Annotated in this window: 25 protein-coding genes and 1 tRNA gene; 18 read left to right on the forward strand and 8 right to left on the reverse strand. The window is 65.6% G+C overall.

Features of this window, described 5'->3' with window-relative positions; genetic code table 11:
• Positions 1-145: 145 nt before the first annotated feature.
• Positions 146-1417: a serine hydrolase gene (locus BRAD285_RS23400; protein ID WP_006610715.1), complete on the reverse strand. Its 1272-nt coding sequence runs from the start codon at positions 1415-1417 to the stop codon at positions 146-148.
• Positions 1418-1524: 107 nt separating this feature from the next.
• The gene (locus BRAD285_RS23405; protein ID WP_035645402.1) at positions 1525-2745 is read right to left on the reverse strand and encodes an ABC transporter substrate-binding protein; all 1221 of its coding nucleotides are present in this window, start codon (positions 2743-2745) and stop codon (positions 1525-1527) included.
• 270 nt (positions 2746-3015) lie between these two features.
• Here BRAD285_RS23405 and BRAD285_RS23410 point away from each other — a divergent pair, with 270 nt between their 5' ends.
• Together BRAD285_RS23410 and BRAD285_RS23415 are read left to right on the forward strand one after the other, a co-directional pair.
• Positions 3016-3708, forward strand: a complete 693-nt coding sequence (locus BRAD285_RS23410; protein WP_006610713.1) for a TetR/AcrR family transcriptional regulator — start codon at positions 3016-3018, stop codon at positions 3706-3708.
• 47 nt (positions 3709-3755) lie between these two features.
• Positions 3756-5816: an acetoacetate--CoA ligase gene (locus BRAD285_RS23415; RefSeq protein ID WP_006610712.1), complete on the forward strand. Its 2061-nt coding sequence runs from the start codon at positions 3756-3758 to the stop codon at positions 5814-5816.
• A 516-nt stretch (positions 5817-6332) separates the two neighbouring features.
• Here BRAD285_RS23415 and BRAD285_RS23420 read toward each other — a convergent pair.
• Positions 6333-6409 (reverse strand) — tRNA-Pro (locus BRAD285_RS23420).
• A 227-nt stretch (positions 6410-6636) separates the two neighbouring features.
• Between BRAD285_RS23420 and BRAD285_RS23425 the strand changes: the two genes are divergently transcribed.
• Genes BRAD285_RS23425 through BRAD285_RS23440 form a run of 4 tightly spaced genes read left to right on the forward strand, consistent with a single transcriptional unit; the run spans position 6637 to position 10137 of the window.
• The gene (locus BRAD285_RS23425) at positions 6637-7638 is read left to right on the forward strand and encodes an L-threonylcarbamoyladenylate synthase (RefSeq protein ID WP_006610711.1); all 1002 of its coding nucleotides are present in this window, start codon (positions 6637-6639) and stop codon (positions 7636-7638) included.
• Positions 7639-7656: 18 nt separating this feature from the next.
• Positions 7657-9084 (forward strand): FAD-binding oxidoreductase, encoded by a 1428-nt coding sequence (locus BRAD285_RS23430; RefSeq protein WP_006610710.1) that lies wholly within the window; start codon positions 7657-7659, stop codon positions 9082-9084.
• A gap of 6 nt (positions 9085-9090) precedes the next feature.
• Entirely contained in the window at positions 9091-9546 is a 456-nt protein-coding gene (locus BRAD285_RS23435) for a GNAT family acetyltransferase (protein WP_006610709.1), read from the forward strand.
• A gap of 9 nt (positions 9547-9555) precedes the next feature.
• Positions 9556-10137, forward strand: a complete 582-nt coding sequence (locus tag BRAD285_RS23440; RefSeq protein ID WP_006610708.1) for an NUDIX domain-containing protein — start codon at positions 9556-9558, stop codon at positions 10135-10137.
• A gap of 165 nt (positions 10138-10302) precedes the next feature.
• On the opposite strand, the gene BRAD285_RS23445 is transcribed toward BRAD285_RS23440, so the two are convergent.
• Positions 10303-11073: an SOS response-associated peptidase gene (locus tag BRAD285_RS23445; RefSeq protein ID WP_083846351.1), complete on the reverse strand. Its 771-nt coding sequence runs from the start codon at positions 11071-11073 to the stop codon at positions 10303-10305.
• Between the two features lie 62 nt (positions 11074-11135).
• Between BRAD285_RS23445 and BRAD285_RS23450 the strand changes: the two genes are divergently transcribed.
• From BRAD285_RS23450 to BRAD285_RS23465, 4 genes are all read left to right on the forward strand, one after another.
• Positions 11136-11690, forward strand: a complete 555-nt coding sequence (locus tag BRAD285_RS23450) for a hypothetical protein (protein ID WP_035645400.1) — start codon at positions 11136-11138, stop codon at positions 11688-11690.
• 69 nt (positions 11691-11759) lie between these two features.
• Positions 11760-12191, forward strand: a complete 432-nt coding sequence (locus BRAD285_RS23455; RefSeq protein WP_006610705.1) for an NUDIX hydrolase — start codon at positions 11760-11762, stop codon at positions 12189-12191.
• A gap of 44 nt (positions 12192-12235) precedes the next feature.
• Positions 12236-12634: a TIGR02301 family protein gene (locus tag BRAD285_RS23460; RefSeq protein ID WP_006610704.1), complete on the forward strand. Its 399-nt coding sequence runs from the start codon at positions 12236-12238 to the stop codon at positions 12632-12634.
• 154 nt (positions 12635-12788) lie between these two features.
• Complete coding sequence (locus tag BRAD285_RS23465; protein ID WP_006610703.1) at positions 12789-13055, forward strand: hypothetical protein; 267 nt, start codon at positions 12789-12791, stop codon at positions 13053-13055.
• A gap of 989 nt (positions 13056-14044) precedes the next feature.
• Here the strand turns inward: BRAD285_RS23465 and BRAD285_RS36345 are convergent.
• Both BRAD285_RS36345 and BRAD285_RS36350 read right to left on the reverse strand, forming a co-directional pair.
• The gene (locus BRAD285_RS36345) at positions 14045-14695 is read right to left on the reverse strand and encodes a sterol desaturase family protein (protein ID WP_244422121.1); all 651 of its coding nucleotides are present in this window, start codon (positions 14693-14695) and stop codon (positions 14045-14047) included.
• Positions 14649-15176 carry a hypothetical protein gene (locus BRAD285_RS36350; RefSeq protein ID WP_006610701.1) on the reverse strand — a complete coding sequence of 176 codons (528 nt, stop codon included), beginning with the start codon at positions 15174-15176 and terminating at the stop codon, positions 14649-14651. Before BRAD285_RS36350 ends, BRAD285_RS36345 begins: the two co-directional genes overlap by 47 nt.
• Positions 15177-16383: 1207 nt before the next feature.
• Here BRAD285_RS36350 and BRAD285_RS23480 point away from each other — a divergent pair.
• The gene (locus tag BRAD285_RS23480; RefSeq protein WP_006610699.1) at positions 16384-16899 is read left to right on the forward strand and encodes a protein phosphatase CheZ; all 516 of its coding nucleotides are present in this window, start codon (positions 16384-16386) and stop codon (positions 16897-16899) included.
• A 287-nt stretch (positions 16900-17186) separates the two neighbouring features.
• Here BRAD285_RS23480 and BRAD285_RS23485 read toward each other — a convergent pair whose 3' ends face one another.
• Positions 17187-18521 (reverse strand): dihydroorotase, encoded by a 1335-nt coding sequence (locus BRAD285_RS23485; protein ID WP_006610698.1) that lies wholly within the window; start codon positions 18519-18521, stop codon positions 17187-17189.
• Between the two features lie 197 nt (positions 18522-18718).
• Here BRAD285_RS23485 and BRAD285_RS23490 point away from each other — a divergent pair, with 197 nt between their 5' ends.
• The 7 genes from BRAD285_RS23490 to BRAD285_RS23520 all read left to right on the forward strand — a co-directional run bounded on the left by BRAD285_RS23490 (position 18719) and on the right by BRAD285_RS23520 (position 24837).
• Positions 18719-19603 carry a folate-binding protein YgfZ gene (locus BRAD285_RS23490; RefSeq protein WP_006610697.1) on the forward strand — a complete coding sequence of 295 codons (885 nt, stop codon included), beginning with the start codon at positions 18719-18721 and terminating at the stop codon, positions 19601-19603.
• A gap of 9 nt (positions 19604-19612) precedes the next feature.
• Positions 19613-20242, forward strand: a complete 630-nt coding sequence (locus tag BRAD285_RS23495; RefSeq protein ID WP_006610696.1) for a DNA-3-methyladenine glycosylase I — start codon at positions 19613-19615, stop codon at positions 20240-20242.
• Positions 20239-20856 carry a YfbR-like 5'-deoxynucleotidase gene (locus BRAD285_RS23500; protein ID WP_006610695.1) on the forward strand — a complete coding sequence of 206 codons (618 nt, stop codon included), beginning with the start codon at positions 20239-20241 and terminating at the stop codon, positions 20854-20856. Before BRAD285_RS23495 ends, BRAD285_RS23500 begins: the two co-directional genes overlap by 4 nt.
• A gap of 1 nt (position 20857) precedes the next feature.
• Positions 20858-21097 (forward strand): hypothetical protein, encoded by a 240-nt coding sequence (locus tag BRAD285_RS23505; RefSeq protein WP_006610694.1) that lies wholly within the window; start codon positions 20858-20860, stop codon positions 21095-21097.
• On the forward strand, positions 21094-21342 hold the full coding sequence (locus tag BRAD285_RS23510; protein WP_035645397.1) for a hypothetical protein: 249 nt from the start codon (positions 21094-21096) through the stop codon (positions 21340-21342). The genes BRAD285_RS23505 and BRAD285_RS23510 overlap by 4 nt, the downstream gene beginning before the upstream one ends.
• 110 nt (positions 21343-21452) lie before the next feature.
• Positions 21453-21959, forward strand: coding sequence for a tyrosine phosphatase family protein (locus BRAD285_RS23515; RefSeq protein WP_006610693.1), 507 nt, complete (start codon positions 21453-21455; stop codon positions 21957-21959).
• Between the two features lie 202 nt (positions 21960-22161).
• Complete coding sequence (locus BRAD285_RS23520; RefSeq protein WP_006610692.1) at positions 22162-24837, forward strand: DUF2339 domain-containing protein; 2676 nt, start codon at positions 22162-22164, stop codon at positions 24835-24837.
• Positions 24838-24840: 3 nt separating this feature from the next.
• Here the strand turns inward: BRAD285_RS23520 and BRAD285_RS23525 are convergent, their stop codons facing one another.
• On the reverse strand, positions 24841-26571 hold the full coding sequence (locus BRAD285_RS23525; RefSeq protein WP_371507223.1) for a methyl-accepting chemotaxis protein: 1731 nt from the start codon (positions 26569-26571) through the stop codon (positions 24841-24843).
• Positions 26572-26605: the final 34 nt, after the last annotated feature.

Raw genomic sequence — 26605 nt, forward strand, 5'->3', positions numbered from 1 at the left:
CGGAACACAAGCTCAAGGATGGCGTGAAGGCATGTTGCAGTTCCGGCATGCGAGACAGCGGCAGTCGCGGCTCGACGTTTCATCCCGCGGAATGTCGGTGTCCGCATCGTGGACACGTGTCCTTCCCAGGATGGGCGCGGCATAGTCATATCGTCTGTTGCGCCATGTCGGACAGCGCTGCATAGGTTCCACTCTGGAAGATCGGCAGAGCACGACGGCCCGCAGCGCCGCGCCCCGTGGCGATCGTGGCTCCTACTCCGGCCGAGACCGGCACCTGATGCTGAATCAGATAGATCATGACCAGATCGTTGACGGGATCGGCCTGCCACCACGTGCCGAAGATGCCCGGCCAGGTCATCGATCCCGGGGGGCCGCAGGCATAGGGATTGCCGACCGACGTCTCGGCAATCGCAAGTCCAAGCCCGAATCCGCTAGTCTGCCAGAGCGGCATGCCGGCGAAAGGGACCTGTCGCTGCGACGGCGTCAGCCGGTTGGTCCGCATCAGGTCGACGGTTTCACGCCGCAGCAGCCTGACGCCGTTCAGCTCGCCTCCTTCGAGCAGCATGCGCGCGAACCTGTGATAGTCGGGCGCCGACGAGATCAAGCCGCCGCCACCCGGCGTGTAGGCAGGCGGCGCGTCATACATCACGGGCTCCAGCTTCGCGAGCCGGCCTGTCGCCTCGTCATGGCTGTAAAGGCTCGCAAGACGATCGCGCTTGGCCTGCGGCAACCAGAAATCGGTATCGGCCATGCCGAGCGGCGCGAAGATGCGCTCTCGCAGAACGTCACGAAATGGCTTGCCTTCGACCCGGCCGATCAGGAAGCCGAGCACGTCGGTCGAATGACCATAGTGAAATCGGTCGCCGGGCTGATGGGCCAGCGGCAGCGTGCCGAGCGCGGCGAGCCATTCGTCAGGCGTCGACCGGTTCATCGCGGGATCGCCGAGCGCGCGCTCGTAGGCGAGCTTGAGCGGACCTTCCGAAAAGAACGCATAGGCGATCCCCGACCGATGCGTCAGCAGATCCTCAATCGTGATCGCGCGATCGGCCGGCACAGTGTCCTCGATCGGACCAGCGGCGTTGCGCAGCACCCGCACATCTGCGAGCTCCGGAACCCAGCGCGAGATCGGATCCGCTAGGCCGATCCGGCCCTCCTCGACCAGCATCATTGCCGCCACTGACGTGACCGGCTTGGTCATCGACGCGATCCGGAACAGCGTGTCCGGACGCATCGGGCTCCTGGCTTCCATATCGCGCCAGCCGATGGTCTCGGCGTGAACGACCTCGCCGCCGCGCGAGATCAGCGACACGATACCTGCGAGCTCGCCGCGGTCGACGAATTCGGCGAGCGCCGGGCCGATCGCTGCGAGCGCCGCGGGGTCGAAGCCCCGACGGCGGCGAACGGCTTCACTGGTCATGCGCGGCGCTCCGATGGAGAGAGTTCTGTGGGTGGGCGCCGGCGCAAGACTGTCGGCGTCACGGTTCGCCAGCGGCGCAGGCTGATACCGAGGCCAGGAGAGACGGCCTAGTCCGCCTTGAAGTCGTCGGTGAGGATCGGCCCCGAAATGATCCAGCGCTGACCGTCGAATTTCATCATCTGGAATTGCTTGTTGATGCGGTAGTCATCGGATGTCGTCGTGATCGACATCCCCGGCAGGCCCAGATCCGGCACGAAGCCCTTGATGTTGGTCGCCTGCTTCATGATGTTGGCGCGCGTCAGCTCGTCGCCGCACTGCTTGAGGATCTGGACGAGCAGCGCCGCCGTCGAGTAGCCATAGGTCGCGTAGCCGCTGTTGGCGTCCTCGCCCGGAGCGTATTTCGCCATGAACGCCTTGTAGCGCTTCATGCCCTCGTCGTCGGCCCATTGCGGATCGAGCGGATCCTTGCCATAGGCGACCGAGATGATGTCCTTGGCGTTCTCCAGCCCTGCCGGGACCAGCACCTGACCGACACCTGTCGCATTGACTTCGAGGATGTGCACAGGCTTCCAGCCCAGCTCGGCGGCTTTCCTGATCGACTGCGCCGCGAATTTCGGCGTCGACATGTTGTAGAACAGGTCGGCACCCGACGCCTTCAGCGTCACCAGCTGCGAATCGACGGTCGGGTCGGACACCTCGTAGGACAATTCCTTGACGATCATGCCGGCCTTGGCGCCAAGCCCATCCTTCAACCCCTTGACGTAGTCTTTGCCCAGATCGTCGCTCTGATAGAGGATGCCGATCTTGGCGTTCGGATGGTTCTCGAGAATGTATTTCGCGTAGATGTGCGCTTCCGACTGGTAGTTCGGGTTGGCGGAGATGGTCCACGGAAAATTCTTGGGATCGGTGAAGCGGGACGCGCCGCTTCCAGCGAGCAGCTGCGGCACGCCCTTGCTGTTGAGATATTTCTGCACCGCGGCATTCGGCGGCGTGCCGATGATCTGGAACGTGGTGAGCACCTCGTCGCTTTCGACCAGCTTGCGCACCTGCTCCACCGTCTTCGGCGGGCTGTAGGCGTCGTCGTATTGAATGAGGTTGATCTTGCGGCCGTTGACGCCGCCCTGCTCGTTGATCATCCGGATATAGGCCGCCTCCGCCCTGCCTATGGCGCCGAAGGTGGATGCCGGCCCGCTCGTCGGATTGGTCTGACCGATCTTGATCTCGGTATCGGTGGCGCCGACGTCGTATTTCTTTTGTGCGAGCGCCGGAGCTGAAAGGGCCATGCCGAGCATCAGCAGGGCAGCCGCCGTCGACTTGATCCGTGTCATGTGTCCTCCCGTGAGCGGCTGATCAATCGCCAACCGATTTTTGATGACGTCAGCACACGCCGAGGGGCGGCAGCTAGGCTGGCACCTGTTCGGAGATCACTTCCGTCACGCGTACAGACCTACCGTCCGGCTAACGTTCGGTCAAGTTCATTCATTTAGCACTAAATGAAATTGTTGGAACGCCGAAATCCCGCTTGACCGGAAGCGCCCGCGCCCGCATCGTCGACACAGCAATGGCGCCGCGTGCGCCGATCAGGGATCAGGGAGAGCATGGCAGCACAGCCGAAGCCCGAGGGGCGCCGGACGCGCGCGGAACAGCGCGCGACGACGGTGAAGCTGATCCTCGACACCAGCGAAGAGCTGTTCGCGCAGCTGGGCTATTACGGCGTGACGATCAAGGATGTGGCCGACAAGATGGGCATCCATCCCGCGCTGATCCATTATTACTTCGACGGCAAGAGAGCGCTGTTCGACGCCGTGTTCGAACGCCGCATGGAATACGCCGTCACGGTGCGCACGGCCGGGCTGGATGCCTACGAGGCCAAGGTCGGAGATCGTCCGACCGTGGAAGGCGCGCTGCGCGCCTATTATGACGGCGCGTTCGACGTCTACGTCAACGAAGAGGATAACTGGCGGCACTTCGGCCGGATCTTCGCACAGGTCGCCAACGCGCCGGGCTATGGCGTGGAGATGCTGGACGCCTATCTCGACCCGATGGTGCTGCGTCTCATCGGGCTGCTGCAGAAGGCATTGCCCGACGCCGCGCCTGAAGACCTGTTCTGGAGCTTCCAATTCACCTCCGGCGCCTACTCGCTGATCCTGTCCCGCACCGGCCGCATCGACCGCCTGTCCGGCGGCCTCTGCAAGTCCGACGATTTCGTGGCCGTCCGCGAGCGCTTCGTGACCTTCATGGCCGGAGGCTTCAACGCGCTCTACAAGCGGCGGAAGCAGAAGTCGAAATGAGCGACGCTCGACGACTCCCATGCGATGCAAACAAGTCGGAACGAATGATGACAGCTCCCTACGTCCCGCAAATGGCTCTCTATCGGCAATGGCTGGGCGACAATCGCGGCCTCCGCTTCGAGACCTTCGAGGAGATGCGGCAATGGTCCATCCGCGACCTCGACAGCTTCTGGCGCAGCATCTGGGATTATTACGACCTGCAGTCGCCGACCACATTTTCATCCGTGCTGGCCAAGCGCACGATGCCGGGAGCGATCTGGTTTCCAGGTGCTTCGGTCAACTACGCCAGGCAGGTGTTCCGTCACGTCGACGCCGCCGAGGCCGCCGGCCTGCCCGCGATCATCAGCAGCCACGAGGATGGCAGGCTGACGGAAACATCATGGCCGGAGCTGCGGCGAAAGGCAGCCGCCCTGGCGCTGCATCTGCGCGAGCAAGGCGTCGCGCCCGGCGACCGGGTCGCCGCCTATCTCCCCAACATCCCCGAAGCCATGATCGCGTTTCTCGCGGCGGCCAGCATCGGCGCGATCTGGAGCGTTTGCGCACCCGACATGGCCGCGCCCGCCGTGATCGACCGGTTCAAGCAGATCGAGCCGAAGGTGCTGATCGCCTGCGATGCCGTCACTTACGCGGGGCGCCGGCACGATCGGCGCGATGTCGTCGAGGAGTTGCGCCGGTCGTTGCCGACGGTCGGCCACGTCATCCTGCACAGTGACGATGGCGGCACGCCAGTTGGCGGCGACTTCCGCCTCGCGGATATCCTGGCCAGAACAGGTCCGGCCATCGACACGTTCGAGCCGGAATGGCTCCCCTTCGATCATCCGCTCTGGATCGTCTATTCGAGCGGCACCACGGGGCTGCCGAAGCCGATCGTGCATGGTCATGGCGGCATCATTGTCGTCACGCTGGCCCTGCTCGGGCTGCACAATGACATCGGCTGCTCCTATCAGCCGAACTCGTTCGGCGAGCGCTATCACTGGTACAGCTCGACCGGCTGGATCATGTGGAACAACCAGGTCGGCGCGCTCCTCAACGGCACCACGTGCTGCATCTTCAACGGCAGCCCGGCCGGGCCGAAGGACAATCCCGACTGGACCACGTTGTGGCGCTTCGTCGCGAACTCGCGTTCGACCTTCTTCGGAGCCGGCGCGGCGTTCTTCGCGAGTTGCGTCAAAGCCGACATCGATCTGGCGGGCGCCGGCGATCTGTCGCATCTGCGCTGCCTCGGCTCCACCGGCTCGCCGCTGAGCGCCGATACGCAGGCCTGGTTCGACCAGCGCTTTGCGGAGCTCGCAAAGGTCAATGGCAGCCGCGCTCAGGCGCAGATGTGGTGGTCCAACATCTCGGGCGGCACCGACTTCGCCGGCGCGTTCATCTGTGGCAATCGCGAATTGCCGCAGGTGCCCGGAACGATGCAGTGCCGCGCGCTCGGCGCGGCCGTCGAGGCCTTCAACGATCAAGGCGAGCCCGTCATCGGCGAGGTCGGGGAGCTCGTCTGCACCGAGCCGATGCCGTCAATGCCGCTGCGGTTCTGGAACGACGCCGGGAATGCGCGCTATCTCTCGAGCTATTTCGACACGTACACAACCAGCGACGGCGCGCCGGTCTGGCGGCATGGCGACTGGCTCAAGGTCGATCCGGACGGCTCCTGCATCATCTACGGCCGCAGCGACGCCACCATCAACCGCCACGGCCTGCGCATGGGAACGAGCGAATTGTACTCGGCGATCGAAGCGCTGCCTGAGGTCCTGGATTCGCTGGTCGTCGATCTCGAATATCTCGGCCGCGACAGCTACATGCCGCTGTTCGTCGTGTTGCGCGAGGGCGTCCCGCTCGACGATACCATGAAGCGGAAGATCAACCGCGCGGTCGAAGCCAGCCTGTCGCGACGCTTCGTCCCCGACGAGATCTTTGCGGTGGACGAGATTCCACGCACGTTGTCCGGCAAGAAGCAGGAGCTCCCGATCAAGAAGCTGCTGCTCGGACAGCCGCTCGACAAGGTCATCAACCGCGACGCGATGGCCAATCCCGGCTGCCTCGATTGGTACATCGCGTTCGCCCGCGCTCGGTTGCAAAGCACGTCAGGTGGGGCGCAACGCGGACAGACGTGATTGCTCGCATGAGATCGGCTCCGTCCCTTCGCGAGGTCATGTCGATCAGGCGATTTCGTCGGAGGATACCTAGTCTGAGCATCAAGTGAGCGACAACACTCGAATTCCAATAGCTGGAACTGATGACGAACAGGGCTCGGCTTGAAAGGACACCCTCACGCGTGAAGTACGCTTCGCCCCGCCTTCAAGGCACTGACCACGCGTTCCGCGCTAAGAAAGATCGCTGTTCGGATCGACTGACGATCACCTTCAATGCTTTGCATGAAGAGCACTTGTGAAAGTTTCTCAGGACCCGAACGAGCTGCCCTGTTCAGGAGTTTGGATGAGCGGCAGACCGGCTCAAGGAGATCGGCGGGTCACGTCTCACCGCGCTGAACACAAAACGCGTCATGCGTCGGATCAACGGTCGCGCTTTGCAAGCTTGCCACCTGAACGCGCCGATATGGCTCCAGGAGCCATTTCGTCGCGCATCTCGTTGTAAAATCGGGAAAGCACAATTGTAGGTGCTTGAAAGAATGGTCGGAGCGGCAGGATTCGAACCTGCGACCCCTGCGTCCCGAACGCAGTGCTCTACCGGGCTGAGCCACGCTCCGACTTGGGAAGCCGGCTTATAGCGTCGGGTTTCCGTCTTCGCAAGGCACACGAGGCAGGAATTCGCATCGAAATCGCAGATCGCCGGCGGAGGGGTTAACTCCTTGGCCCAATGGGGCTTTACGCAGCAGCCATGGCGCAGGCGCAAGACGCCGGGCGATTTGCGTGCTTCATTCGCTCCGCCCCAGCCGCTATAGCGGGCGCGCAAACGTACCACTGCCGGCCCATGATGCCCGAGCCCGAGACGACAGAGCTGAAGACGCAGGTCCTGCCTGCCGACGCGAGCGGAATCGCCGCGGCGGCGGGCGTGTTCGCGCGCGGCGGGCTGGTCGCGTTTCCGACCGAGACCGTCTACGGCCTCGGCGCCGATGCGAGCAATGCAGCGGCGATCGCTCATCTCTACCAGGCCAAAGGGCGGCCGGCCTTCAACCCGCTGATCGCCCATGTCGCAGATCTCGGCGCAGCACGACGAATCGGCCTCTTCGATGCCACGGCCGAGCGGCTGGCCGCCGCGTTCTGGCCGGGGCCGCTGACGCTCGTCGTCCCGCAGGCGGACGGGTGTCCCGTCGCCGATCTCGCCACCGCCGGCCTCGACACGGTCGCGATCCGCGTGCCGGCCCATCCCATTGCGCGAGCGCTGCTCGCCGCATTCGACGGCGCCGTGGTGGCGCCGTCGGCCAACATCTCCGGTCACGTGTCGCCGACGACGGCAAGCCATGTCGCGGCCGATCTTACCGGGCGAATCGACCTGATCCTGGACGGCGGGCCGGTCGAGGTCGGCGTCGAATCGACCATCATCGGCTGCTTTGAGGCGCCCACCCTGCTGCGCCCGGGCGGAGTTCCCAGCGAAGCGATCGAGGCGGTGCTCGGCCGGCCTCTGGCGCGGCCGGCAGTTGCCGAGATGCATGCCGCCGAGCAGCCGCTCGCACCGGGCATGCTGGCCTCGCATTATGCGCCGCGCGCCGCCGTCCGCCTCGAAGCCACCGACCTCGCGGCCGGCGAGGCGCTGCTCGCCTTCGGCCCCGCAAAGCTGCCCGGCGCCGCTGGCGCAGCCGCGATGCTGAACCTGTCGCCCTCGGGCGATGCAGCAGAGGCAGCCACGCATCTTTTCGGCTATCTTCGCAGCCTCGATGCGAGCGGCGCCCGCAGCATCGCCGTGATGCCGATCCCGAACGAGGGCCTCGGCGAGGCGATCAACGACCGGCTGCGCCGCGCCGCCGCGCCGCGATAACTCTGGAAGCAACCGACCATGAACATCAGCCCGCCTGCTTTGCCGCCGCTGTCTCCCGAGCTGATCGCGCAATTCGCCGCCATCGTTGGCGAGCGCCAGGCGCTGACCGCGGAGGCCGACGTCGCGCCTTACGTCACCGAGGAGCGCAATCTGTTCCACGGCCGCTCGCCGCTGGTGCTGCGTCCCGGCTCGACGGCGGAGGTTGCCGCGATCTGCAAGCTCGCCAGCGCGCATCGTATCGCTCTGACGCCGCAGGGCGGCAACACCGGTCTCGTCGGCGGACAGACGCCGCACAATGGCGAGGTCGTGGTGTCGCTGAAGCGGATGGACAAGATACGCGACATCGACACCGCCTCCAACACCATGATCGCCGAGGCCGGCGTGGTGCTGCAGACCGCGCAGCAGAAGGCCGCCGAGGTCGATCGTCTGTTCCCGCTGTCGCTCGGCGCCGAAGGCAGCTGCACGATCGGCGGCAATCTCTCGACCAATGCCGGCGGCACCGCCGCGCTCGCCTATGGCGTCGCGCGCGAGATGGCCCTCGGCGTCGAGGTGGTGCTGGCCGACGGCCGGGTGCTGAACGCGTTGTCGAAACTGAAAAAAGACAACACCGGCTACGACCTGCGCAATCTCTTCATCGGCGCCGAGGGCACGCTCGGGATCATCACCGCGGCGAGCCTGAGACTGTTTCCGAAGCCGCGCGCGATCGAGACCGCGTTCGTCGGACTCAAGTCCCCGGAGGACGCGCTGAAGCTCTTGTCGATCGCGCAGCGCGAGGCGGCGGGTAGCCTGACCAGCTTCGAGCTGATCGCCCACATCGCGCTCGACTTCTCGATCCGCCACGTCGCCGGCAACCGCGCGCCGCTGTCCGGCCCGCATCCGTGGTTCGTGCTGATGGAGCTGTCGTCGTCGCGCGACGATGCCCGCGCGACGCTGGAGACCATTCTCGAGCAGGGCCTGGAGGCCGGCATCGTCGATGACGCCGCCATCGCCGAGAATCTCACCCAGCGGATGGCGTTCTGGAAGCTGCGCGAGGACATCTCCTGGGCGCAGAAGCCGGAGGGCGGCTCGATCAAGCACGATATCTCGGTGCCGGTCGCCGCGGTGCCGGCGTTCATCGCCGAGGCAAATGAGGCCGTCGTCAGGAAAGTGCCCGGCGCGCGGCCGGTGCCGTTCGGCCATCTCGGCGACGGCAACATCCACTACAATGTCAGCCAGCCTGTGGGCGCTAACTCGGCCGACTATCTCGCGCGCTGGCACGAGGTGAATGCGGTGGTGTTCGAGATCGTGCTGCGCATGGGCGGCTCGATCTCGGCCGAGCACGGCATCGGCGTGCTCAAGCGCGACGAGTTGCTGGACGTGAAGGACCCAACCGCGATCGCGCTGATGCGCGCGATCAAGGCGCAGTTCGATCCGCTCGGGATCATGAATCCCGGCAAGGTGCTCTGATCTCCCATGGACAAAGCTCCTGCTCTCGCCATCTCCGACATCACCGACGCCGACGTGCCCGCGATCATCGCGCTGTGGCAGCGCTGCGGCCTGACCCGGCCGTGGAACGATCCCGCCGCCGATATCGCGCTGGCCCGCCGCGGCAGCGACTCCACCGTGCTCGTCGGCCGCAGCGGCGGCGTCATCGCGGCGTCCGCGATGGTCGGCCATGACGGCCATCGCGGCTGGGTCTATTACGTCAGCGTCGATCCCGATCATCGCGGCCAGGACCTTGGCCGCGCCATCATGGCGGGCGCTGAAGACTGGCTGCGCGCGCGCGGCATCGCCAAGCTGATGCTGATGGTGCGCGGCGACAACACCAAGGTGCAGGAATTCTATCAGGCGCTCGACTATGCCGTGCAGGACAGCGTCGTGTTTTCGAAATGGCTCGACGGCCGTCCGCCGACGCCCGGCATGAAATAGAGGTCTCCCATGAGCATCTCCGACCGCATCCGCGTGCGTGAGCGGCGCGTGCTCTCCGACCATTACGGCACGCTGACCTCGACCAAGTTCGAGTGGCGGCGCGACGACGGCACGTGGCAGATGCAGAGCCGCGACGTGTTCGAGCGCGGCAACGCCGCGGCGATCCTGCCCTACAATCTCGCCCAGCGCAGCGTCATCCTGGTCAAGCAGTTCCGCTATCCCGCGTTCATCAACGGCTACGACGACCTGCTGATCGAGGCCGCGGCCGGGCTGCTCGACGATGCCTCGCCGGAGGAGCGCATCCGGCTCGAGGCTGAGGAGGAGACCGGGTTCCGGCTGCACGACGTCAAGTTTCTGTTCGAGGCCTTCATGAGCCCGGGCGTCGTGACCGAGAAGATCCACTTCTTCGTCGCCGCCTACGAGCCCGAGATGCGCGTCAGCGCCGGCGGTGGGCTCGCCCATGAGGGCGAGGAGATCGAGGTGCTGGAGGTCGGGATCGACGAGGCGCTGGCGATGATCGCCGACGGCCGCATCCAGGACGCCAAGACGATCATGCTGCTGCAGCACGCGGCGCTGCGGATTTTTGGTTGACGATCGATCTCTCACGCCGGCTCCGCTCGCACCACCCGTGCGGGCCCCTCACCCCAACCCTCCCAGCGCGAGCGAAGCTCGTCGCGCCCCCGTGAAGGACGGGGAGAGGGAGCGCACCGCCCTTGTGGTGAGAGTTCGCGTGCAGGCCCATCCGCACGCTTAGCCTCAGAACAAACTCCCCTGCCCGTCATCCGCCGAATTGGTTGTCATTTTACGCGACACAACTTTCTTCGCCGGCTTGCGCTGCGCATCTTCTACGGCGCGCATTTCCTCGGTCATCGGCAGCAGCAGCTGCTCGTCGTCGTTCGCCACCGCGTTGACGCGGGTCGAGACCTCGTACCAGGTGAACTCGCCTTCCCGTGGCGCGACCATCAGGTGCATCACGTCGTCGGCATCGTGCGCGCGGCAGTCGAGCCAGAGCGAGAAATCATCCGGTCTGATCGTCACGGGAACCCGATGATGCAGCGTCGCGAGATCCGCGCTGGCAGCCGCCGTCATGAGCGCGACCGTGTCGACCTCCTCGCCGTTCGGTCCCATCCAGGTCTCGGCGAGCGCGGCGAAGCCGAGTGGCGCGCGGTCGGCGCGGTGGATGAACAACGGCCGCTTGCGGCCATCGATCACCTGCCACTCGTAATACCCATCAGCGGGCACAAGCACGCGCCGTCGACGAATCGCGTTCTTGAATGCGGGCTTCTCGCGTACGGACTCCGAACGCGCATTGATCACCAGCGTGAAACTACGGGGATCCTTCACCCAGGCCGGCATGAAACCCCAGCGCATCAAGCGAAAATGCCTGATGTCCTGATCCAGAAAAACTACGGGAATAGGCTGCGTCGGAGCAATGTTGTGCCGCGGCGGGAAGTTCGGTTGTTCCTCGTAGCCGAAGATCTGCCTGAGAGCCGCAGGTGGTGAAGTGATCACGAAGCGTCCACACATAATGTCACTCAAATCCTGGTGTGTTCAGCACCTTTTAACCGGGGTTGGGAACACTGCAGCGGATGACCGCAGCGGCGACCCAATCCGTGCCTTCCGATCGCACGACCCCACGACCGGCGGGCAGCGCCATTGATCCGGCGCGGGCCGCGATCCTGCGCGCCGCCAACATCAATCCGCGCACCGGGCTCGCCACCGACTATCTGAATCATTTCAACGAAGCCGTCATGCTGCTCGAAATGATTCCGGATATCCCGGAATGCGCCGAGGATTTTTTGGCGTGGTCGCCGCTGACCTACCCAGAACATTTCACGCACACCAATTTCAAGGCTCGCGATCTTGTCATCGAAGCCTATGAGCAGGCCGATCCCGCGATTCGCGATCGCTTCGACCATCTCACCAAGACCATGACCGACATCCTGCTCGCGGTCGGCAGCGCGATGCGCGACGCCAAGCAGGATTCCACCAAGGCCAAGCTGGCCGAGCAAGCCGCCAGCTGGGTCAAGCCGCTGGTGTCGCAAGCCGGCGGCATCATCAATGGCGACATCGAGTTCGATCCGGAACCGGTGGCGGAGGTCGACGAAGTCGATGCCGTCGACGCGATCATGGCAAGCTTCTAGCGTTGCACAGGCTGCCGGCGCGGCAGCCCCACGACAGAGTGCATATAACGCCCCGGAGCCGTCCTTGCCATGACCCTCGCCTCGCCTCCCCGCCATCCCCAGCTCGCCGTCAGCGCCGCGATCTTTCGCGACGGCAAGATCATGCTCGTTCGCCGGGCGCGGTCTCCGGCCAAGGGCGCCTACACGCTGCCGGGCGGCCGGGTCGAGTTCGGCGAGAGCCTGCACGACGCGCTGGCGCGCGAGGTGATGGAGGAGACAGGGCTGTCGATCACAATCATCGGCCTGGCCGGCTGGCGCGAGGTGCTGCCGGCGAGTTACGGCGGCAAGGGCGGCGACGGCCATTACGTGATCCTGCCCTTTGCCGCACGCTGGCAGGCCGGCGAGCCCGTGCTGAACGAGGAGCTCGACGACGTGCTGTGGCGCGCGCCCGATGACCTGGACGGCCTGTCGCTCACCGACGGCCTGCCGGACGTCATCGCCGCCGCGCGGGCGCTGCTGTAGGCGCCTCGTAGAGCCGCCTTGCGTCCGCCACCGGGCGAAGGCATATGACGGCGGTGCTCCCGATGTTCCCCAAACGCCTGCTCGCCATCCTCGTCCTCGTCGCGGCCTGCGCTGCCGCTCCGGTGCGGGCGCAGGATGCGGCTGCGCCATTCGACGGCGACCTGCAACGGCTGGCCGAGATCCTCGGCACACTACATTACCTCCGCGGCATCTGCGGCAGCAACGAGGGCGCCAAATGGCGCAACCAGATGCAGGCCCTGATCGACGCCGAGACGCCCTCCGGCGAGCGCCGCGCCCGCATGATCGCCGGCTTCAACCGCGGCTATAACGGCTTCCAGCAGACCTACCGGACCTGCACGCCGGCGGCGATGGTGGCGATCCGCCGCTACATCGACGAGGGCTCGAAGATCTCGCGCGACCTCACGGCGCGCTACGCCAATTAACGCGGCCGGCGCGTTATCCACGTTTGCGTTAACCTTGTTAACCTTTCCTAAAGAACTGGCCTAGGCGTTCCCGCCTCGCGTGGTAATGCTGACTTGTCCGGCGCGCCCGCGTTCGGAAATCAACGCGCCTCGCGGCCCCGCCAGACTGAATTCAATGAGCTATCCCCTCACCTTCAGCGCCCTCCCCGCCGCCCTGCCCGACCATGAGCAGAAGCAGGCCGCGCTCAGCTACCTCAACGAAGCCTGGGCGGAAGCGCGCCATGACGGCGTCGACGGGGACTGCCTGGCGCAGGCCAGCCTGTTCGCAGCCCTCGCCGAGCTCGTGACGACCTATGGCGAGGACGCGGTGGCGACCTTCGTCGAGGGTTTTCCGGAGCGCATCCGCAACGGCGAGTTCTCGCTGTCGCGCGCGACGCAGTAGGCTCTTCGCGTCGGCTGTAGGGTGGGCAAAGGCGCGCCCCGCTTCTGCCGACAATGCCGCGCTCTCGCGCGCGCCGTGCCCACCATCGCGCTCCGCGTTCGCCTCCCGACGGTGGGCACACGACCGCCCTGCGGGCGGCCGCTTTGCCCACCCTACCGCTCAAATGCTCGGCAGTGTTTGTAGCACGATGCCGTCAGCGCTCATGCGTATCGGCATCCACCTTCACATCTCAAACAGCCTTTGGACACGCCTCATCGTCCTCGCGGCGCGTGCGCCCGAGCGATGACCGGCGTTCGTCCCTCGCAAGATCGAGGGCGCAGGGAAGGCTGAGCGTCGGCTGACGCCCATGGCCCCCGTGCGAACAAGAATGCACGGGGCAGGAACCACAGGTGCAGCCGGATGAGCCCAGCCTTCCCTGCGCGATGGTTTTAACGCTTACTCCATGCTCTCCCTGGGGACCGGCTGTCTTGCCCCCATCGTCAGCGCCGACGCTCTCGCATCGACAGCCCACTTGACCTCGGCACCGGGAGGTCAGGACCACACGGCTTCACGTCCGCATCGAAGCTGTTCGTCCGCGCGGACAAGCCACGCTGCAACCCGACACGTCCACCGCCTCCCCGCCTCGCGTCTCGTGACGACCGCGCGTACGCCCCTCTCGTTGAGGCGGGATGCAAGAGGAGTGACATGAATTCTGGAAAAAAGAAAGACGAAATCTGCAGCCACGCCGCGCTGCGACCGCGATCGCATTAAGGCGACGTGCAAACTTGCCGTTTCCGCGCATGGGTTTTGGACAGTCGCGGAGGCCGAGAGCGTCGACACGCTCTACGAAATTGCACACTGATTTGCCCGACGAGCAGCAGGGCGCAGCAGCCAGCTCGTTTCATCGCGCGACGCCGGGAAACATTTCGACTGATCGCGCTGAATTGGCCGGAGAGCACACGCCACGGAACCGCGCTGCGGCTCTCAGGCTGGCACCAGCGCACGCTGCGTCAGGGATCGCGATGTTCGAGGAATTCCTTCACCGGCCCGACGAAGGGGTGCATGAACTGGCCGAGCATGCCGCCGGGGATCGGCTTCACCGTGCCGTATCTGACCGGCCAGCGGTCCTTGGGCAGATGCCAGGTGCCGCCGAGCATGTCGAACAGCGGCGTATGCGCCGCGTAGTTCTTGTCGAGGGCCTCGGCGTCCGACGCGTGGTGCCAGTGATGGAATTGCGGCGTGACGATCACGTAGCGCAGCCAGCCGACATCCATCTTGATGTTGGAATGGATCAGCACCGATTGCACGGAGATGAAGATGAGATAGGCGAAGTTCGTGTCCTGCGGGAAGCCGAGCAGGACGATCGGCACCAGCACCAGAGCGCGCGTGGCCAATGGCTCGAGGAAATGCAGGCGCGATCCCGAGAGCCAGTCCATGTGCTCTGGCGAATGATGGACCGCATGGATCCGCCACAGCCACGGCACCTCGTGATAGGCGCGATGCGCGACGTATTCGACCGCATCGGCCGCCAGGATGACCAGCAGAAAGCGGACGAATGCCGGCAGGGCCACGACATGCGCCTGCAGTGACGGGCTGATCGCCCAGGCGAAAGCGTCATGGGCAAAATGGGTCGAGACCACCAGGAAGACGCCGATCAGCAAATGGTTGACGCCGAAATAAGCGAGATCGAGCCTCCAGCCCGGGCTGAGCGGCCCCTGCTCCGGCCGCACCCGCGGGAAGACCCATTTCGAGCAGCACGAAGGCAGCACCCGTGAAGAAGAGATCGAGCACCAGCCAGTCCAGGCCGAGATAGAAGCGCGGCTGGAGAAAATCCGGCGTCGGCACGTAGGGCCCGCCGAGCAGCATGGCGAGGAACAGCGCGCTGAGACCGATCGCAGCGCTCAGCCGTAGCCCCCCGAGCACGATCCCGATGACGCCGAGCCAGGCGCCGACCACCATGGCGATCGCAAGCGTCAGGCGGAGCAGCTCGACATCGTAATGAACGCGCAACTCGGGCGTCGTGAGAAAGGCGGGGTAGCGCAGGCACAGCACCGCAGCGACGCTGAGCACGCCGATCGCCGCGCAAAGCGAACTGCCGATGCGCCCTTCCCCGATGCGCGGCCTGGAACTCTCTTGAGCCATCGACGGTCTCCCAACAAAGATTATTAGCGCGTCATCATGGGCGCGAGCGTCTTCTCAAATCCAACGGCTAGGGCACATGTTGGCTGATAAGAATTAAAATTACGGGCAGTCAGAGGCCGCTGTGGGCCACAAGCGAAGGTCCACATCGTCAAGCGCGTGCGCACTCGTCGAAAGGGCCGATTATGTGCTGGGTGACAGCTGAACAGATCATTGCCGGAATAGCACCCACGAGGCCCCACCTGGGCTGATATACGAGGATCGGCACGAGCACGTTCATGTAGGCGGCAACATAGCCAAAGCACCCGCAGAGGAACCACTTGCCGAGGCCTCTCGTTCTGCAGTCCAAATAGCGATCAAACGCAGCAGCGATTAGAGCCGGAACAAGACCATTCAAATAGACAAATAGAAGCGCGATTAGGAGGGTGTCTAAACCCAGATCCCTTACGCTACCGCGATTGACGACGACGAAGGTGAGCAGACCAAGGCTTGGTCCAAAGACTCCGAAGATAATGCATCTTACCAAATCTCTGCCCATCACCTGTCTCCGGCGAGACCGATCGCAAATCTTCGCGTCCACATCCTGCATAAGCGCAGGCGCTATGCAAACTGCAAATAGATCGTGTCAAATTGCCACGATGCTGTTCTGATCTCGACTATGGGGCAAAAGGGACCTCACCAGGGGCAAAAGCGGACCTCCCCCCATCCGACTGCGTACCTTCGCTGATCGAGCGGCACTGCCCACGATGACCAAACGATCGGAGATAGGTCAATGGACGACCTTTGGCCTGCCTCACACAAGTCCCGATCGAAAGCGAAAGCGGGTGAGCGCGGCCGATATCCGGGTTCTTACGCGCGGCATTGGTGAACCCGGATATTGCCATCCTTATCATCTGGGCCGCGAGGTCGGCGCGTGAAGGCACCCTCTTCGAACGCCGCCAAGTCACGTCAGAAATCCTTCACCATTCAATCGCCTTGGGCGGCATGAACATCCGCCCTTAACAAAATTGGGAAAAACTAGGTCGCTGATCTTCACCGACCTGACCACAGTACCGGTTCGAGCTGACGCGAAAACTCGATAGCCGTGTCGCGACCTGGTCATCGCCGGACCAAGATCCGAAATGCCGTCACGGACGAGCAGGCGGAGCTTGAAACTGCCGCGTGAAGACTCTGGTTAAGGAAACGTTTAGGGAAAAGTCGGGGATTTCTGATGATTGCGCCGGAAGAAGAGAGGATGCTGAAGACGCTGTTGGTCGAGATGTTCGGCAACATTAGCAGCATGCGGCGCGAGCTCGCCGCTCTTCAGGGCGACAAGGGCAGCTTCGCGTCGATGACCGACACCCTCGACGCGATCGTGGAAAATACGGAAGCCGCCGGGAATACGATCCTCGAAAGCATGGAGTCGATCAGCGCCAGCGTCGGAAAGCTGCAGGGCGTCAAGGACCCGGCGACCGCGGCGGTCTGCGACGAGATCGTCGACAGCACCAACAAGGTGTTCGAGGCCTGCGCGTTTCAGGACCTCACCGGGCAGCGGATCACGCGCGTGGTCAAGTCGCTGAAGTTCATGGAGGACCACATCAACCGCCTGGTCCGCATCTGGGGCAAGGAGGAGCTGGCGCGGATGGCCGCCGAGCTCACCGCTCCGAGCGCGCCGAGCCTGCTCAACGGGCCGCAGCGGACGGGCGTGGCGATTTCCCAGGACGACATCGACAAGCTGTTCGGATGAGTTGCGGCGGGGCGCGAGACTCTCTGTCACCAGCGCTGTGCGATACAGTGCCCTCTCCCCTTGTGGGAGAGGGCATCTCCGAACTATCAACTTACTCGGTTGGGTGAGGGGTATGTCTCCGCAAGCGCGGCACGCCGATAGAAACCCCTCACCCGACCGAGCTTGAGGATGCGCCGTACATGCCCTCTCCCACAAGGGGAGAGGGCACTGTATTTGACAGCGTCTCGCTGACCACGCCCGCTCAATCCTGAGCGAGGATCGAGCGACCTAACAACACACAGCGCGCGTTACGGCCGCAGCGTCTCCATGAAGCGGACCGGCTCGCCCGTGGCTGGCGTCAGCAGCTCGCCCTGCCACATCACGCGCTGGCCGCGGACGAAGGTGCCGACCGGCCAGCCGGTCACGCGGACGCCGTCATACGGGGTCCAGCCGGCTTTCGAGGCGACCCATTTGTTGGTGATGGTCTCGCTACGCTTGAGGTCGACGATCGTCAGGTCGGCGTCGTAGCCGGCGGCGATGCGGCCCTTGCGGGCGATGTTGTAGATGCGGGCCGGGCCGGCGCTGGTGAGGTCGACGAAGCGTTGCAGAGACAGCCGGCCGGCGTTGACGTGGTCGAGCATGATCGGCACCAAGGTCTGCACGCCGGTCATGCCGGAGGGCGAGGCCGGATAGGTCCTGGCCTTCTCCTCGGCGGTATGCGGCGCGTGATCGGAGCCCAGGATGTCGACGATGCCCTGGTGGACGCCCCACCAGATCACGTCGCGATGGTCGGCGGAGCGCACCGGCGGATTCATCTGCGCGTAGGTGCCGAGCCGCTCATAGCACTCCGGTGCCGCCAGAGTGAGATGATGCGGCGTGGCCTCGACGGTGGCGACGTCCTTGTGGTCGCGCAAGTACACGATCTCTTCCTTGGTCGAGATGTGCAGCACGTGGATGCGCTTGCCGGTCTCGTGCGCGAGATTGACGAGCCGCTGGGTGGCGCGCAGCGCCGCCTCCTCGTCGCGCCATACCGGGTGCGAGCGCGGATCGTTCTCGACGCGCAGGCCCTTGCGCTCGTTGAGTCGGTATTCGTCCTCGGCGTGGAAGGCGGCGCGGCGGCGGATCACCTGGAAGATGCGGCGCAGCGAGTCATCGTCCTCGACCAGCAGCGAGCCGGTGGAGGAGCCGACGAACACCTTGACGCCGGCGCAGCCCTCGGCACGCTCCAGCACCGGCAGCTGCTCGACATTCTCGCGGGTGCCGCCGATGAAGAAGGCGAAGTCGCAATGCATGCGATGGCGGCCGGCTTCGATCTTGGCCGTGAACGCCTCCTCGGTGACCGTCAGCGGATTGGTGTTGGGCATCTCGAACACGGCGGTGACGCCGCCCATCACGGCGCTGCGCGAGCCGGTTTCGAGATCCTCCTTGTGGGTCAGGCCGGGCTCGCGGAAATGCACCTGGGTGTCGATCACGCCGGGCAGCACATGCAGGCCCTTGCAGTCGATGATGTCGGCCGCCGAGGCCGCGCCGAGATCGCCGATCTCGACGATGCGCCCCGCGCTGATGCCGATGTCGCGGACACCCTCGCCGTCCTGGTTGACCACGGTGCCGGATTTCAGAATGACGTCGAACCGCTGGCTCATGAACCCCTCTAGGATTTCATTCTCCGCATTCATCGGAGACAGATCGAACATGCTGCGCGTCTGCCCATTTGCTGGTCTCAGAGGCGGCCGATGTCTCGATCTTTAGGATGAAGCCACCGCAGTGCGGCGTTTCAGCCTTGTGGTTTATGCCAGGGCGGCTTACGTTTCAGTGCGGCGTGTCGCAAGAGGTTTTTCGGATGAAAGCGACGTTTCTCGACGACCGGGGCGTGGTCCAGGTCAGCGGCGACGATGCACGCAAGTTCCTCAACGGTCTGGTTACCACCGATGTCACCAAGCTCGTTCCGGGCGACGCCCGGTTCGGCGCATTGCTGACGCCGCAGGGCAAGATCATCATCGATTTTCTGGTGACCGAGGTGCCGGCGAGCGATGGCGGCGAGCGCTTCCTGCTCGACGTTCCCCGCGCCCTGGCGCAGGCGCTCACCGACAAGCTCAACGTCTACAAGCTCAGGGCGAAGGTCGCGGTCAGCAACCTCTCCGCAGAGCTGGGCGTGATCGCGGTCTGGGATGGCGCTGTCGGCACGATGCCGGAGCAAAGCTTCACCGATCCGCGTCACGCGCGTCTCGGCGCGCGCGTCATTGCGTCGCAGGATGCGCTCACGACGATCGCGACGCAGCTCGGCGCCGAGATCGTCGATGCCGACGCCTACGAGGCGCATCGCATCGCGTGCAGCGTGCCGCGCGGCGGGCTCGACTTCATGTATGGCGATGCGTTTCCGTACGAGACCAACATGGACCGGCTGCACGGCGTCGACATCGGCAAGGGCTGCTATGTCGGCCAGGAGGTGGTGAGCCGCATGCATCATCGCGGCACGACACGCACGCGCACCGCGCAGGTCGTGCTCGATGGTCCGAGCCCGGAGCCGGGCACGCCGATTCTCGCCGGCGAGAAGAGCATCGGCACCATGGGCTCGGCCGCGCAGCAGAAGGGCATTGCGCTGGTGCGCATCGACCGTGTCGCCGAGGCGATGGAGGCCGGCACGCCGCTGACGGCGGGCGGTCTCACTCTGCGCATTGCCGATCCCGACGCGCTGCAGGGCGCGCCAAAGCAGACGGTCGCCTGAGCCGCCGATATGGGTCGCGCTGCGGTCATCCATCCCGATGGTCTGACGCGCTGCCCCTGGCCGGGCAGCGATCCGCTCTATGTCGCCTATCACGACACCGAGTGGGGCGTGCCGGAATATGACGACCGTGCGCTGTATGAGAAGCTGATCCTCGACGGCTTCCAGGCCGGGCTGTCGTGGATCACGATCCTGCGCAAGCGCGACAATTTCCGCCGCGCCTTCGACGACTTCCAGCCGGAGAAGATCGCACGCTACAGCGACAAGAAGATCCTCGCGCTGATGAACGATGCCGGCATCGTCCGCAACCGCGCCAAGATCGAGGGCGCCATCCTGAGCGCGAAATCCTGGCTCGACATCCAGGACAAGGGCCCCGGCTTCTCGAAGCTGTTGTGGGGCTTCATGGACGGGGCGCCGAAGGTCAACCAGTTCAAGACCACCGCGAGCGTGCCGGCCTCGACGCCGCTGTCGATCAAGATGTCCAAGGAGCTGTCCGCGCGGGGCTTCAAGTTCGTCGGCCCCACGATCGTCTACGCCTTCATGCAGGCGACCGGGATGGTCAACGACCATCTCGTCACCTGCTTCTGCCACGAGACCTGCAGCGGCAAGCGCCGCGCCCCGCGCCTCAAACCTCCCAAATGACAACCGAGAAGTCCCCAAGCGGGCAGGACCGCGTCTGGCAGCGCATGCTGTCCGGCCGGCGGCTCAACCTGATCGATCCCTCGCCGCTCGACGTCGAGATCGTCGACATCGCCCATGGCCTGGCGCGCGTGGCGCGCTGGAACGGCCAGACGTCGGGCGCGCACATCTTCTCCGTCGCGCAGCACACGTTGCTGGTGGAGATCGTGATGCGCGCGAAGAAGCCGAACATCGATGCCAAGCTGCGGCTCGCCGCGCTGCTGCACGACGCGCCGGAATACGTCATCGGCGACATGATCTCGCCGTTCAAGGCGGTGCTCGGCGGCAGCTACAAATCCGTCGAGAAGCGGCTGCTCGGCGCCATCCATATCCGCTTCGGCCTGCCCGCGGAGCTCGCGCCGGAGATCGAGCGCCAGATCAAGGCGGCCGACCGCGGCGCGGCCTATCTGGAGGCCACTCGCCTTGCCGGCTTCTCCGAGAGCGAGGCGAAGAAGCTGTTCGGCCGCGACCCCGGCCTGCCGGAGGCGACCGTGACGGAGTACCTGACGCCATGGAGCGCGGCCAAGGCCGAGAAGCGGTTCCTGACGCGGTTCAACCTGGTGCTGGGGTCGTGCTGAGATGCCGCTGACGCCGGAGGAACGCCAGAACGAGCGCCTGAAGCTGTTGGCCAACTGGGCAAACACCCTGGCGACCGCCATCGTCTCGGTCGGCGCGTTCGTGCCCATCGGGCAGGAAATCTATGGTTTCCTGCCGCAAAGTACCGATCCGACCTTGATCTACGTCTCGGCCCCGATTTGCTTCATGGCCGGTTTGCTCCTACATTTGGTGGGACAATGGGTCCTTGGAGGGCTCCGATGACAACGGGCCAGATCTATGCGCTGAGCATGCCGCTAGTGGTCGCCGCGATGGTGGCCGTCTACGCCCTCCTCTTGCGCCGCCCTTGGGCGGAGACCGCGGCCAGGCAACCGTTGCATCCTTCGCCATCGCGGCGCGACGGCGTTCGCGACGGCTTGGTTGACCACATCGAGCGGCTCAACGCCGAGATCGAGGGCAAGGCGCATCTGGTCCGCCAGGAGCTGCGGCAGCTCAAGAACACCCGTTGATGCGCGCCTGCGCCGGGGCGGGACATATGCGCCCGCCCGACAGCTGACATCCAAAACGCGCTTTTGCCCTTGTGTCGCCGTTCGTATAATCGGGCGTCCAAAGGCTCATCATGATCCACGTCTGCCCACTTGCCGCTTTGCCCGAGACCGTGCGCCTGACCGGCGCCAGCCACGTGCTGACCATCATGGCCAATGTCGAGCAGGTGCAGCGGCCGGAGAGCATCCGGCCCGAGAACCATCTGCGGGTCTCGGTCGACGACATCACCGAGCAGCTGCCGGGCTTCATGGCCCCGAACGACGATCACGTCACCCAGGTGCTGGAGTTCGTGCGCGGCTGGGACCGCACCGCGCCGCTGGTCATCCATTGCTATGCCGGCATCAGCCGCTCCACCGCCAGCGCGTTTGCGGCCGCCTGCGCGCTCAACCCGCAGCGCGACGAACTCGACATCGCCTGGGCGATCCGCCAGGCCTCGCCGATCGCCTCCCCCAACCGCCTCATCGTCAGCCTCGCCGACCGGGCCCTAGGCCGCCAGGGCCGCATGGTGCGCGCGCTGGACGCAATCGGCCCGGGCGCGATGATGGTCGACAGCCAGCCCTTCCGCATCGACCTGGAATGAGCTGCCGATTCCGATGCGCCGAGTAGCGTCATACCGGCGCGGCTTGAACTTCCCTCCCGCGGTTTGACACTCAAGGAACTGCAGCCATCGTGACGGCACGCGTGGGCCGTCGGTCGATTCGCTGCGCCCCTGGGCCTGGCAGGCCCTCTGTTCCCTCTCCCATGACGCCGGCGGGCGCCATCGATTTCAGGACTGCGACGGGATGTTCGACTGGCCTCTGGACTGGATTGCCCTCCTGATCGCGTTCGCGGCGCTCATCGTCGCCCGAAAAACCTCCGTTCGACTGACGGAGGTGGAGGCCCGGCTCAGCAGGCTGGAAGCGGCTCCCCGCATGGCTGTGCAGGCAGCCGCGCCGTCGCTCCGTCCGTTCGAGGAGCCCGCCGCAGCCCCGTCGGTGCCGCCGCCGCTTCCGGAGGTCGCCGAGCCTGCCCTGCAGGCTGCGGCGATCACGAGCGACGTGGCGGCCGATCAGCCGCCGCCGCTCGTCCCGCCCTTGCCGCAAGCGCAGGCCGGCTTCGAGGAGACCATCGGCACCCGCTGGGTGGTGTGGATCGGCGGGCTGACGCTCGCGCTCGGCGGCTTCTTCATGGTGCGCTATTCGATCGAGGCCGGCCTGGTCGGCCCCGAGGTGCGCGTCGCGCTCGGCGCATTGTTCGCCGCAGCGCTGCTGGCGGCCGGCGAATGGACGCGGCGCAGAGAAAGCATCTCGCAGATCGCGGCGCTGCCGATCGCCAACATCCCGGCGATCCTCACCGCCGCCGGCACGGCGGTCGCCTTCGCCACGATCTACGCAGCCTATGCGCTGTATGACTTCCTGGCGCCGGCGATCGCCTTCGTGCTGCTCGGCGTCGTCGCGCTCGGCACGCTCGCGGCGGCGCTGCTGCACGGCCCGGCGCTGGCCGGTCTCGGCCTGGTCGCGGCCTTCACCACGCCGGTGCTGGTCTCGACCGGACAGCCGAACTACTGGGCGCTGTACATCTATCTCGCGATCGTCACCGCGGCGGCCTTCGCGCTGGCGCGGGTGCGGCTGTGGCGCTGGCTCGCGATGACCACGATCGGGCTGTCGTTCCTGTGGACCCTGCCCGGCCTCGATGCCGGCGTCGAGACGGTGGCGCCGCATGTCTTCCATGTCGTCGTGGGCTTCGCGCTGGCGGCAATGATCGTCGTCTGCGGCTTCCTGTTCGGTCCCGCGGCCGACAATGACGAGATCGAGCCGATCTCGTCCGTGGGGCTCGCGGTCTATCTGCTCGGCGGGATGCTGATCGTGCTGGCGAGCTTCCATGACGGCCTGGCGCTGATCGGCTTCACCGTGCTGATCGCGGCCACGCTCGCGGTGGCATGGCGCGCGCCGAGTGCGACCGGTGCGGTTGCCGCAGCGGCCGGCACGGTGTTCCTGGTGTTCGCCGAATGGGCGCTGCGCGACAATCCGGAGCTGCTGGTGCTGCCCGGCGGCGCGCTGCCCGGCATGGGCCCGGACCCGCTCGGCGCCTCCGTGACATCGCATCTGGTGACGGCGGCGATCGTCGCGCTCGGCTTCGGAGGCGCCGGCTTCCTGGCGCAGGGGCGCGCGCACAATCCGGTCGTGCCCGTGGTGTGGTCGGCCGCCGGCGTGTTCACGCCGATCGCGTTGCTGGTCGCGCTCTATGCGCGCATCGCCCATCTCGACCGCTCGATCCCGTTCGCGATCCTCGCGGTCGTGCTTGCGGCCGCCTTTGCCGCCGCGACCGAGCTCCTGACGCGGCGCGAGGAGCGGCCGGGCCTGTCGGCCTCGATCGCGCTGTTCGCGACCGGCACGCTTGGCGCGCTGGCGCTGGCGCTGACCTTTGCGCTGGAGAAGGGCTGGCTGACGATCGCGCTGGCGCTGATGTCGCTCGGCACCGCCTGGATCTTCGAGAACCGGCCGATCCCGTTCCTGCGCACGCTGGCCGCGGTGTTCGCCGGGCTCGTCGTGTTCCGGATTGGCTATGACCCGCGCATCGTCGGTGCCGATGTCGGCACCACGCCGATCCTCAACTGGCTCTTGTGGGGTTATGGCGTGCCCGCCGCGTCGTTCTGGGGCGCGAGCTATTTGATGCGCCGCTATGGCGACGACGCGCCGTTGCGCGCCGTCGAGGCCACCGCGATCCTGTTCACGACGCTGCTGGCGTTCCTGGAGATCCGCCATGCCGTCAATGACGGCGACATGCTGGCCGTGCCGTCGCTCGCCGAGATCGGTCTCGACGTCTGCGTCGCGCTGGCGCTCGCGATCGGGCTGGAGCGGCTGCGCGAGCGCAGCCAGAGCATCGTGCACAATGTCGGCGCCGTGATCCTGACCGGCTTTGCCGGCGGCGCCACCGTGCTCGGGCTGTTGCTGTTCGAGAACCCGATGGTCTCGGACGACGCGATCAGCGGCCGGCTCCTGAACATCCTGATCCTGACCTACGCCTTCCCGGCCGTGCTGATGCTGCTGTTGTCCTACGCGGTCGCAGGCCGGCGCCCGCCGGCCTATGGCAACACGCTCGCCGCCGGCGCGCTGATCATGGCGCTGTCCTATGTCAGCCTGGAGATCCGCCGGATCTATCACGGCCCGGTTCTGACCAGCGGCGTCACCAGCGCGGCCGAGCAGTACACCTACTCGATTGCGTGGCTCGGCTTCGGCGTGGTGCTGCTCGGCATCGGAGTGGTCGTGTCATCGCAACGCGCCCGCCTCGCATCGGCGATCGTGATCGCGCTGACGATCCTGAAGGCCTTCCTGGTCGACATGTCGGCGCTGACCGGCGTGTGGCGCGCGCTGTCCTTCATCGGCCTCGGCCTGGTGCTGGTCGCGATCGGCTGGTTGTACCAGAAGGTGCTGTTCCGGCGGCAACAGCAGGCGCCGCCGGCTCAGCCTGCGGGTTGAGCGTTACGCCGCGCGCACCGACTGCAGGAACGAGGCGACCTCGCGTTTGAGCCGGTCGCTGTCGGTGGCCAGTGACTTGGCGGCGCCGAGGACATGCGTCGACGCCTGGCCGGTCTCCGCAGCGCCGCGTTGCACGTCGGCGACGTTCGCAGAGACCTGCTGCGTGCCGTGCGAGGCCTGCTGGACGTTGCGCGAGATCTCCTGGGTCGCCGCGCCCTGCTCTTCGACCGCCGCCGCGATCGCCGAGGAGATCTCCGAGAGACGTTCGATCGTGCCGGAGATGTCGCGGATGGCTCCGACGGATTCCTGCGTCGCGGCCTGGATGCTGCCGATCTGCTGGCCGATCTCGCCGGTGGCCTTGGCGGTCTGCTCGGCGAGCGCCTTCACTTCCGATGCGACCACCGCAAAACCGCGGCCGGCTTCGCCCGCGCGCGCCGCCTCGATGGTCGCATTCAACGCCAGCAGATTGGTCTGGCCGGCGATCGAGTTGATCAGCTCGACGACGTCGCCGATGCGCGCGGCGGCCTTGGACAACTCACCGACGCGGTCATTGGTCTGGCGCGCCTGCGACACGGCTTCCTGCGCCATGCGCGCGGACTCCTGCACCTGGCGGCTGATCTCGGTGATCGACGAGGACAGCTCCTCGGTGGCCGAGGCCACGGACTGCACGTTGGTCGAGGCTTCCTCGGAGGCGGCGGCGACCTGGGTCGAGATCTCCTGCGAGCGCGAGGCCGTCGATGACAGCGCGCCGGCGGAATGCTCGAGCTCGGTCGAGGCCGACGATACCGTCTGCACGATCTCGCCGATCGTGGTCTCGAACTGGCGCGTGATGTTGTCGACGCGGCGGCCGCGCTCGATCTTGGCCTCGGCGTCGCGCGCGGCGAGCGCGTCAGCGTCCCGCTTGGCAATCAGCGCCTCCTTGAACACCTGCAAGGTGTCGGCCATCGCGCCCATCTCGGTCGGCTCGCCGCGATGCGGCACCTCGGCCGAGAGATCGCCCTGACCGAGCGCCTGCATCGGCCTGATGATCGAGGCAATGCCGGAGGAGACGTCCTGGACGAGATAGAAGCCGACCGCGATGCCGGCGGCGATCGCGGCGAGAATGATCGAGGTCACGACCCAGAAGGTGCTGTTATAGCCATCGGCCGCCTCACGCGTGGCCGCCTCCGCGCCCTTGTCGTTGTAGTCGATCGCCTTCAGCAGCAGCTCTTCCGATGCGGTGGAGGCAACGCCCGTCGGCTTGAACAGGGCCTCGACGTCGTCCGGCAGCTTTCCGACGCTCTTGCGCGAGACGTCGAGCACCTTCTCGGCTTCAGCCAAATACGTATCGAAGGCGCGCGTCCAGGCTTCGTAGATGCCGCGTTCCTCGGCGGTGGAGATCAGCGGCTCGTAGACCTTGATGTCCTTCTTCACCTTGGCGAGCGTATCGGCCATACGCTTGTCGTTGCTGGCTTTCGCCTCGGGCGACTGAGCCATCACATGAGCGCGCAACGTAAGCCGGTAAACATTGATGTCGGCGCGCAGCGCACCGAGCGCGCGCACACTCGGCAACCAGTTGGTGGCGATGTCGACGGTCCGCTCGTTGATCGTGCGCATGCTGCGCAGGGACAGCACGCCCAGGCCGGACATCACGACCAGCAGGAATGCGATCACCGAGATGATCTTGAAACGAATGGAAAGCTTGGACACGTCCTGATCCTCCGGGAGAATCGTCTCGCTAACCGGTCGTGTCATCCAGGCCACAGCACCATTGCGCGGCCGGCACCGC

The organism is Bradyrhizobium sp. ORS 285, assembly GCF_900176205.1.
Classification (GTDB): Bacteria; Pseudomonadota; Alphaproteobacteria; order Rhizobiales; family Xanthobacteraceae; genus Bradyrhizobium.

Excerpts from the sequence above, each read along its gene's own strand:
- BRAD285_RS23400 (WP_006610715.1), bottom strand. The coding sequence starts at position 1,417 with ATGACCAGTGAAGCCGTTCGCCGCCGTCGGGGCTTCGACCCCGCGGCG.
- BRAD285_RS23405 (WP_035645402.1), bottom strand. The coding sequence starts at position 2,745 with ATGACACGGATCAAGTCGACGGCGGCTGCCCTGCTGATGCTCGGCATG.
- BRAD285_RS23410 (WP_006610713.1), top strand. The coding sequence starts at position 3,016 with ATGGCAGCACAGCCGAAGCCCGAGGGGCGCCGGACGCGCGCGGAACAG.
- BRAD285_RS23415 (WP_006610712.1), top strand. The coding sequence starts at position 3,756 with ATGACAGCTCCCTACGTCCCGCAAATGGCTCTCTATCGGCAATGGCTG.
- BRAD285_RS23425 (WP_006610711.1), top strand. The coding sequence starts at position 6,637 with ATGCCCGAGCCCGAGACGACAGAGCTGAAGACGCAGGTCCTGCCTGCC.
- BRAD285_RS23430 (WP_006610710.1), top strand. The coding sequence starts at position 7,657 with ATGAACATCAGCCCGCCTGCTTTGCCGCCGCTGTCTCCCGAGCTGATC.
- BRAD285_RS23435 (WP_006610709.1), top strand. The coding sequence starts at position 9,091 with ATGGACAAAGCTCCTGCTCTCGCCATCTCCGACATCACCGACGCCGAC.
- BRAD285_RS23440 (WP_006610708.1), top strand. The coding sequence starts at position 9,556 with ATGAGCATCTCCGACCGCATCCGCGTGCGTGAGCGGCGCGTGCTCTCC.
- BRAD285_RS23445 (WP_083846351.1), bottom strand. The coding sequence starts at position 11,073 with ATGTGTGGACGCTTCGTGATCACTTCACCACCTGCGGCTCTCAGGCAG.
- BRAD285_RS23450 (WP_035645400.1), top strand. The coding sequence starts at position 11,136 with ATGACCGCAGCGGCGACCCAATCCGTGCCTTCCGATCGCACGACCCCA.
- BRAD285_RS23455 (WP_006610705.1), top strand. The coding sequence starts at position 11,760 with ATGACCCTCGCCTCGCCTCCCCGCCATCCCCAGCTCGCCGTCAGCGCC.
- BRAD285_RS23460 (WP_006610704.1), top strand. The coding sequence starts at position 12,236 with ATGACGGCGGTGCTCCCGATGTTCCCCAAACGCCTGCTCGCCATCCTC.
- BRAD285_RS23465 (WP_006610703.1), top strand. The coding sequence starts at position 12,789 with ATGAGCTATCCCCTCACCTTCAGCGCCCTCCCCGCCGCCCTGCCCGAC.
- BRAD285_RS36350 (WP_006610701.1), bottom strand. The coding sequence starts at position 15,176 with ATGGCTCAAGAGAGTTCCAGGCCGCGCATCGGGGAAGGGCGCATCGGC.
- BRAD285_RS23480 (WP_006610699.1), top strand. The coding sequence starts at position 16,384 with ATGATTGCGCCGGAAGAAGAGAGGATGCTGAAGACGCTGTTGGTCGAG.
- BRAD285_RS23485 (WP_006610698.1), bottom strand. The coding sequence starts at position 18,521 with ATGAGCCAGCGGTTCGACGTCATTCTGAAATCCGGCACCGTGGTCAAC.
- BRAD285_RS23490 (WP_006610697.1), top strand. The coding sequence starts at position 18,719 with ATGAAAGCGACGTTTCTCGACGACCGGGGCGTGGTCCAGGTCAGCGGC.
- BRAD285_RS23495 (WP_006610696.1), top strand. The coding sequence starts at position 19,613 with ATGGGTCGCGCTGCGGTCATCCATCCCGATGGTCTGACGCGCTGCCCC.
- BRAD285_RS23500 (WP_006610695.1), top strand. The coding sequence starts at position 20,239 with ATGACAACCGAGAAGTCCCCAAGCGGGCAGGACCGCGTCTGGCAGCGC.
- BRAD285_RS23505 (WP_006610694.1), top strand. The coding sequence starts at position 20,858 with ATGCCGCTGACGCCGGAGGAACGCCAGAACGAGCGCCTGAAGCTGTTG.
- BRAD285_RS23510 (WP_035645397.1), top strand. The coding sequence starts at position 21,094 with ATGACAACGGGCCAGATCTATGCGCTGAGCATGCCGCTAGTGGTCGCC.
- BRAD285_RS23515 (WP_006610693.1), top strand. The coding sequence starts at position 21,453 with ATGATCCACGTCTGCCCACTTGCCGCTTTGCCCGAGACCGTGCGCCTG.
- BRAD285_RS23520 (WP_006610692.1), top strand. The coding sequence starts at position 22,162 with ATGTTCGACTGGCCTCTGGACTGGATTGCCCTCCTGATCGCGTTCGCG.
- BRAD285_RS23525 (WP_371507223.1), bottom strand. The coding sequence starts at position 26,571 with ATGACACGACCGGTTAGCGAGACGATTCTCCCGGAGGATCAGGACGTG.